The sequence below is a fragment of the Leuconostoc sp. genome, assembly GCF_965300815.1.
Map to the genome: position 1 here is coordinate 1 of NZ_CBDKZH010000061.1, position 7,161 is coordinate 7,161.

Below are 7,161 nucleotides of genomic sequence, written 5' to 3' on the forward strand. Positions count from 1 at the left end.
GATAGCGATGACGCAAACGCTTAATTTTTAAGTAAGTTTAAAGAATATTGAAAAAATCCTAAGAACGTGACAAACTATCATTAGGTGAAATTCATGTCGACTTACAACAGAAGACAATTGAATAAGCAGCGTGTTCATCCAGAAATACAACAAATTATTCGGAATTCTGAACCAGCTAACATGCAGGCGAAGCGTCATTATCAAAAGGCGCACGCTAACCGTGAAAAAAGAATCCTGTTCTTTGGCGCCATTTTTGCGACAATTTTTGCGGTACAATTATTGATTAGTCAAGTTAAGCTACACGCTGCCAACGCAACGTTGACGACAACGCAATCACGGTTAATTGCGGTTAAAAAAGCGAACAGCGAGTTAAAAGCTGATCAGAAGCGTTTAAACGATCCAACTTATCTACAACAGATTTTGCGAGATAAGTATGGCTATACGAAATCAGGTGAGATTGTTTATAATCTACCGTCAGACCATAACTAACAAGCACCTTAAGGGTGCTTTTTCTATCATGATTGAAAAAATCCAACAACAATTACAAGCGCAAACTTGGGAACCGACCGTTATCGTCGCCGTGTCTGGTGGCGTCGATTCTGTCGTTTTGCTGCACGCTTTGCGCCAGCACTTACCCACAGCCCAACTCATTGTCGCGCATGTCAATTATCATTTGCGTGCTGAGAGTGACGGGGATGCGGCTTTTGTGGCCAAATTGGCACAAAAGTATCAGGCGCAATTTGAGCTATGTGAATGGGATGATATTCCGACAACAGGTGTTGAAGCGCAGGCGCGCGCATTGCGTTATCGATTTTTTGAGGCATTGGGTGCCAAATACCAAACGCAGACCATTGCTGTCGCACATCATGCCAACGATCAAGCCGAAACGGTCTTGTTAAAGTTAGTGCGTGGTGGTCAAGTGACGCAACTGGCGGGGATGGCCGCTAGTCGGGCTAAAATCCGCCGACCTTTTCTGGGGATAACAAAGCAAACGTTAATGAGTTATGCACAGGCGCACGGGTTAACGTGGCGTCATGATCAGACCAATGATGATCCCGATTATACCGCGCGCAATCGGTTACGCCACGTGGTCGTGCCGGCCTTGCAACAGATTAATCCACAGGCTGTGACACATATTAATGCGATGGCGGCACAAATTCAGGCCCAATCTGATTTGATTACCCAAACGGCTGCCGACTATGTGCCGTTACTCGCCTCGAATTGGCCGGCTATCCCGTCACGTTGGCTCGTACCGACGCTCACCGTTTTTTTGCAACAACAGGGCATTTACCGGATTAAACAAGCGCAGCTGGCACAAGTCGTCAAATTGTTGCATAACGACAAAAAACCAACGGGCACGGTGCGTTTGTCACAGCAAACGCAAATTGTGAAATCTTACCAACAATTACAGTTAGAAAACATAATAGAAACGGCAAATCCGGTGCAAGTTTTGCCGCCAACTATGTTAAAATTAAATCAATGGCAAAAATTCACTGATGGCGCCCTTCGATGGACGAATCAGTCCCCAAATGAAACCGCATTCAGTGTTGCATTTACCTTAAAGCAACCCACGACACATTTGGACTTGCGCCCAGTGAGAACTAGTGATAAACTTGCTCTCATACATGGGCACAAAAGGTTGCGACGACTAGCGATTGACGAGAAATTATCACCTGCTGAACGGCAAGACATGCTAGTCTTGGCGACCCCTGAAAATGAGGTTATTGCGGTGAAGATTCGCCAACGTTGGCGCGTTAGCGAAGATTTTGCCATCAAACAAGATGCAATGCCAAATTGGCTAGCATGGCGAATTGAGGAAAAATAGTGGATAACGATATACAAGAAATTTTGTTTGACCAAGCAAGCATTCATGATGCTGCAGTACGTCTAGGCAAGCAAATTACACAAGATTATGCTGGCGAAAAGCCAGTGGTACTATCAGTTTTAAAGGGGGCATACCTTTGGACAGCTGATTTGTTGCGTGAAGTTGACTTATACGTTGATTTAGAATTTATTAACGTCTCAAGTTACCATGGCGGTGTTGCCAGCACAGATGAAATCACATTAGTGACGGATATTCGTTCTGATGTGGCCAACCGTGACGTCATTATTTTAGAAGACATCGTGGATACTGGCCAATCATTGCTCTTTATGAAAGAGTTGCTGGCTGACCGTGGTGCGCGTTCAATCAAAGTTGCGACCTTGCTTGATAAAAAGGGCGGCCGCAAAGTTGAAATTGATGCGGATTATATTGGGTTTGACGTCCGTAACGAATTCGTTGTTGGGTATGGATTGGATTACAAAGAAATGTACCGCAATTTGCCGTACGTTGGTATCTTGAAAAAAGAAGTCTATTCTGACTAACTTCTAGAAATTGGGGAAAATTAATGAAAAATAATCCAAAAGATGGTTTCTTAAAAAGTTCGATTTTCTACATTTTTATTTTCCTTGCAGTTGTTGGGATGATTTATGGCTTGTTCGGAAACGATAAGTCAACATCTAAGACATTAACGTCAAGTGAATTTATAAAGGCGCTGAACGATAAGGAACTTAAATCAATTACAGTGCAGCAAGGTAATGGTATTTACAACATTACTGGGGAATACCGTAAGCCGCAAGAAGTGACCGCTGACAAGGGCTTGAATATTTTGCAGCAGTCACAAAAGGTGACAAAGTTTACGTCAACTTTGTTGCCAAATGATGCGTCATTACAAACCGTTTCTCGTGCTGCAGCTGACACTAAGACAGAATTAGTTGCGAAACAACAAGAATCATCTGGTTTCTGGTTGAACTTACTCGTGTCATTCTTGCCAGTCTTGCTGATCATTGGTGTCTTCTACATGATGATGAGCCAAGCTGGTGGTAAGGGTGGCCAAGGTGGCATGATGAGCTTTGGTAAGTCAAAAGCCAAGCCATCTGACCCGAAGGATAACAAAGTACGCTTCTCTGACGTGGCTGGTGCCGAAGAAGAAAAGCAAGAATTGGTTGAAGTGGTTGAATTCTTGAAGTCACCTAAGAAGTTTGTGAGCTTAGGTGCTCGCATTCCAAAGGGTGTTTTGCTTGAAGGCCCTCCGGGAACAGGTAAGACATTGCTTGCCAAGGCGGTTGCTGGTGAAGCCAGTGTACCGTTCTTCTCAATGTCTGGTTCTGACTTCGTCGAAATGTTCGTCGGTGTTGGGGCTTCTCGTGTCCGTGATTTGTTTGAAAACGCCAAGAAGGCTGCACCAGCAATCATTTTCATTGATGAAATTGATGCGGTTGGTCGTCGTCGTGGTACCGGTATGGGTGGCGGAAACGATGAACGTGAACAAACATTGAACCAAATCTTGATTGAAATGGACGGCTTTGAAGGATCAGAAGGTGTCATCATTTTGGCTTCAACGAACCGTTCAGACGTGTTGGATCCAGCTTTGCTCCGTTCAGGCCGTTTTGACCGTAAGATTTTGGTTGGGGCACCTGACGTTAAGGGACGTGAAGCAATCTTGAATGTTCACGCTCGTAACAAGCCTTTGGCTAAGAATGTTGATTTGAAAGCGATTGCGCAACAGACACCGGGTTACGTTGGTGCCGATTTGGAAAACTTGTTAAACGAAGCTGCCTTGTTGGCCGCCCGTCGCAACAAGAAAGAGATTGATGCAGCAGATATTGATGAAGCTGAAGATCGTATTTTCCAAGGACCAGCAAAGACAAACCGTGGCATGTCTGAACAAGAACGTCGGACAACGGCTTACCACGAAGCCGGACACGCCTTGGTTGGTTTGGTACGTTCTGAAGCATCAGTTGTGCGTAAGGTAACCATTGTCCCACGTGGTCGTATTGGTGGTTATGCATTGATGACGCCAAAGAACGACCGTTACAACTTGCGTTACTCGGAAGCCAAGGAACAATTGGCTGGTTTGATGGGTGGTCGTGCTGCGGAAATGTTTATGTTTAATGAAGCCAGCTCAGGCGCATCAAACGATTTCCAACAAGCGACTAACTTGTCACGCCAAATGGTCACAGCCTTTGGGATGTCAACGAAGGTCGGCATGGTGCAACTAGAAGGTAATGCCAGTGTTGGTTATACTGAACAAGCTGGTAACCATGCTTATTCTGAAGAAACAGCACGTTTGATTGATGAAGAAGTTCGCCGTTTGGCGCAAGAAGCTTATGATGATGCAACCTCAGTGATTGCTGAACATAAGGATAAGCTGGTGGCGATTGCCGAAGCTTTGCTTGAAGTCGAAACATTGGACGAACGTCAAATCAAGGACATCTATGAAACAGGCCACTTTACCCGTAAAGATGTGCAAGATGATGACGAAGTTGCGACAGCAAAGTCATTTGAAGAAGCAAAGGCAGCTGCCGATGCGAAGGATTCAGAGGCTGAAGCACGCTATGAACATCATGAAGAACCAAAACCTGATGATGAATCAGAAGCGGAAACTTTAGATGATGCGCCAATAGATGACAAGCGCGATTAAAATAAGTAAAATAGAGGTTGACGGTTACGTCAACTTTTTTATTTGAAATCAGTTTTTAACTAGGGTGTGACGACGTTCACAGTAAATATAGAGGGTATAACATGTCAGATCAATTCATTAAAACAGTGACCAAGAATAAGTTTTTCCGTGCTTATGCTTTAAACGGCACAAATATGGTGCGTAAAGCAGCCGAAATCCATGATACAAGCCGCTTAGCATCCGTTGTATTAGGCCGTAGTTTGTTGGCCACAACGTTGACGGCACAATCGATGTTGAAGGGTGAAGAAAGATTAGCGATTCAAATTAATGGTCGCGGGCCAATCGGTAATGTGGTGGTCGAAGCTGACGCAAAGGGGAGTGTGCGGGGATATGTGACGAATCCACAACTTGAACCTATCTTTGATGATGCGGGACAACTCGATGTGGCCAAAGCAGTTGGCACAAATGGCTTCTTGCAAATCACTAAGTTTGCGCCTTACGCTAATCCTTACATTGGCCAAAGTCAGCTGGTTTCCGGTGAAATTGGGGATGACTTCACGTACTATTTGGCACAATCAGAACAAATTCCTTCTGTTGTCGGCGTTTCGGTTTACATGAACCAAGACGACACGGTCGGGGCTGCTGGTGGCTTCCTTGTACAAGCTTTGCCTGATGCAACTGATGAGGCGATTAATGAATTAGAAGCGGCGCTCAAGGTCATGAAGCCGTTGACTGAGATGTTGGTTGAAGGCTACACGCCGCTTGAAATGTTAGAAGAAATTTTTGGCAAAGGCGAAGTTGACGTTTTGCAAGTCGCTGGGGTTGGTCTGGCAGCAGAACCAACGAAGGCAGCCTATCGTGAGATGTTGACAACGTTGCCAGCTGAAGAAGTCCAAGCCATGATTGATGAAGATGGCGGCGCGGAAATTGTGGGTAAGTTCTCAGGTAAGCGTTACTTCTTCACATCTGATGAATTGCGTGAGATTGTCGCTGAAATCAACCAGAATAATCGTGACTAACCTTTGAGGTTGTCTCTAATTTTTGGTATAGTTAATGTTAGTGAAAACTTTGACAACTGGTGAGTATCGCCAGAATATAATGGAGGAAACGTGCTCAATTTGAGCACTCTAAACATATGGCAGAAGAAAAAGCCCTCAACGATCAAATGTTGGCCCGTCGCCAGAAGTTGGCAACGCTTGTTGACGATTTACATTTGGATCCATTTGGTAAGCGATTCGAACGCACAGCAAAGGCGCAAGAATTGCATGACTTGTACGATAACAGTACATTAGAAGAATTAGAAGCTGAACCACATGAAGTTGTGATTGCTGGTCGTATGATTGCTAAGCGTGGCGCTGGTAAGATCATCTTTGCTGACTTGCGTGATGTTTCTGGTAAGATTCAAATTTATGCTAAGCGTGACGATTTGGGTGATAACTACCCAATCATTAAGCGGGCAGATCTTGGTGATTTCCTTGGTGTTAAGGGGATTATGATGAAAACTGAAGCCGGTGAATTAACGGTTTTGGTGACTGAATTAACACATTTGACGAAGGCTTTGCGCCCAATGCCAGATAAGTTCCATGGTATTGCCGATGTGGAAACACGTTACCGCAAGCGCTATTTGGATTTGATTGCCAATGAAGACTCATTCAAAAAGTTCCAATTGCGTTCAAAGATTATTTCAGCTATTCGCGCTTACATGGATTCACAAGACTTCATGGAAGTGGAAACACCAATTTTGCAAACTGAAGCTGGTGGTGCTGCGGCACGACCATTTATCACGCACCACAATGCGCTCAACATTGATATGTATATGCGTATTGCTACAGAATTGTACTTGAAGCGTTTGGTTGTTGGTGGTTATGAACGTGTGTATGAAATTGGCCGTATCTTCCGTAACGAAGGGATGGATCCTAAGCACAATCCTGAGTTTACAACCATGGAAACTTATGCGGCGTACATGGACTTTACCGATGTGATGGATGAAACGGAAGGGATTTTCAAGGCAGCGGCCGCTGTTGTTTCCGATGATTTGAAGGTTACTTACCAAGGAACAGAAATTGATCTTGGCTCAAAGTTTGCCCGTAAGCACATGGTTAACTTAATTAAGGAACAAACAGGGGTTGATTTCTGGCAAGATATGTCTGTTGAAGACGCTCAAAAGTTGGCTGATGAACATCACGTGAAGTACGAAAAGTATTGGGGTGTTGGCCACATTATCAACGCATTCTTTGAAGAATTTGTTGAAGACACGTTGGTACAACCAACATTTGTCTATGGGCACCCAGTTGAAGTGTCACCATTGGCTAAGCGTAATGCAGAAGACCCACGCTTTACGGACCGTTTTGAATTATTCATTATGGGTAGCGAATATGGTAACGCCTTTACAGAATTGAACGATCCAATCGACCAACGTGCCCGTTTTGAAGCCCAAGTGGCCGAACGCGAAAATGGTAACGATGAAGCTGAAAACATTGATGAAGACTTCATCGAAGCTTTGGAATACGGTATGCCACCAACAGGTGGTTTGGGTATCGGAATTGATCGTTTGGTGATGTTGCTAACAGACTCTGACACGATTCGTGATGTTTTGTTGTTCCCAACAATGCGTTAAAATATTTTCAATTTAAATGATAAAAAGGCTTGACATAACGATGGATTATTAGATATAATAATTAAGTTGTGTTAAGCAATTATTCCGACTTAGCTCAGTTGG

At 44.2% G+C, this 7,161-nt stretch carries 6 protein-coding genes and 1 tRNA gene (1 of these 7 only partly in view); all 7 read left to right on the forward strand.

All coding sequences use genetic code 11. The annotated features are described in order from the left end of the window. The first annotated feature begins 93 nt into the window (after nucleotides 1-93). Entirely contained in the window at nucleotides 94-489 is a 396-nt protein-coding gene (locus tag ACW12G_RS05135) for an FtsB family cell division protein (RefSeq protein ID WP_029509550.1), read from the forward strand. Nucleotides 490-517: 28 nt separating this feature from the next. After that, nucleotides 518-1,825, forward strand: a complete 1,308-nt coding sequence (gene tilS / locus ACW12G_RS05140) for a tRNA lysidine(34) synthetase TilS (RefSeq protein WP_455647424.1) — start codon at nucleotides 518-520, stop codon at nucleotides 1,823-1,825. Further along, the gene (hpt, locus tag ACW12G_RS05145; protein ID WP_010003862.1) at nucleotides 1,825-2,364 is read left to right on the forward strand and encodes a hypoxanthine phosphoribosyltransferase; all 540 of its coding nucleotides are present in this window, start codon (nucleotides 1,825-1,827) and stop codon (nucleotides 2,362-2,364) included. The genes tilS and hpt overlap by 1 nt, the downstream gene beginning before the upstream one ends. A 23-nt stretch (nucleotides 2,365-2,387) precedes the next feature. Next, the gene (ftsH, locus tag ACW12G_RS05150; RefSeq protein ID WP_029509552.1) at nucleotides 2,388-4,463 is read left to right on the forward strand and encodes an ATP-dependent zinc metalloprotease FtsH; all 2,076 of its coding nucleotides are present in this window, start codon (nucleotides 2,388-2,390) and stop codon (nucleotides 4,461-4,463) included. Nucleotides 4,464-4,564: 101 nt separating this feature from the next. After that, nucleotides 4,565-5,461, forward strand: a complete 897-nt coding sequence (gene hslO, locus ACW12G_RS05155) for an Hsp33 family molecular chaperone HslO (protein ID WP_455647425.1) — start codon at nucleotides 4,565-4,567, stop codon at nucleotides 5,459-5,461. A 116-nt stretch (nucleotides 5,462-5,577) separates the two neighbouring features. Continuing rightward, nucleotides 5,578-7,059 (forward strand): lysine--tRNA ligase, encoded by a 1,482-nt coding sequence (gene lysS / locus ACW12G_RS05160; protein ID WP_147000991.1) that lies wholly within the window; start codon nucleotides 5,578-5,580, stop codon nucleotides 7,057-7,059. An 83-nt stretch (nucleotides 7,060-7,142) separates the two neighbouring features. Further along, nucleotides 7,143-7,161 (forward strand) — tRNA-Asn (locus ACW12G_RS05165); it runs 154 nt beyond the window's last position.

Excerpts from the sequence above, each read along its gene's own strand:
- tilS (WP_455647424.1), top strand. The coding sequence starts at position 518 with ATGATTGAAAAAATCCAACAACAATTACAAGCGCAAACTTGGGAACCG.
- lysS (WP_147000991.1), top strand. The coding sequence starts at position 5,578 with ATGGCAGAAGAAAAAGCCCTCAACGATCAAATGTTGGCCCGTCGCCAG.
- ftsH (WP_029509552.1), top strand. The coding sequence starts at position 2,388 with ATGAAAAATAATCCAAAAGATGGTTTCTTAAAAAGTTCGATTTTCTAC.
- ACW12G_RS05135 (WP_029509550.1), top strand. The coding sequence starts at position 94 with ATGTCGACTTACAACAGAAGACAATTGAATAAGCAGCGTGTTCATCCA.
- hslO (WP_455647425.1), top strand. The coding sequence starts at position 4,565 with ATGTCAGATCAATTCATTAAAACAGTGACCAAGAATAAGTTTTTCCGT.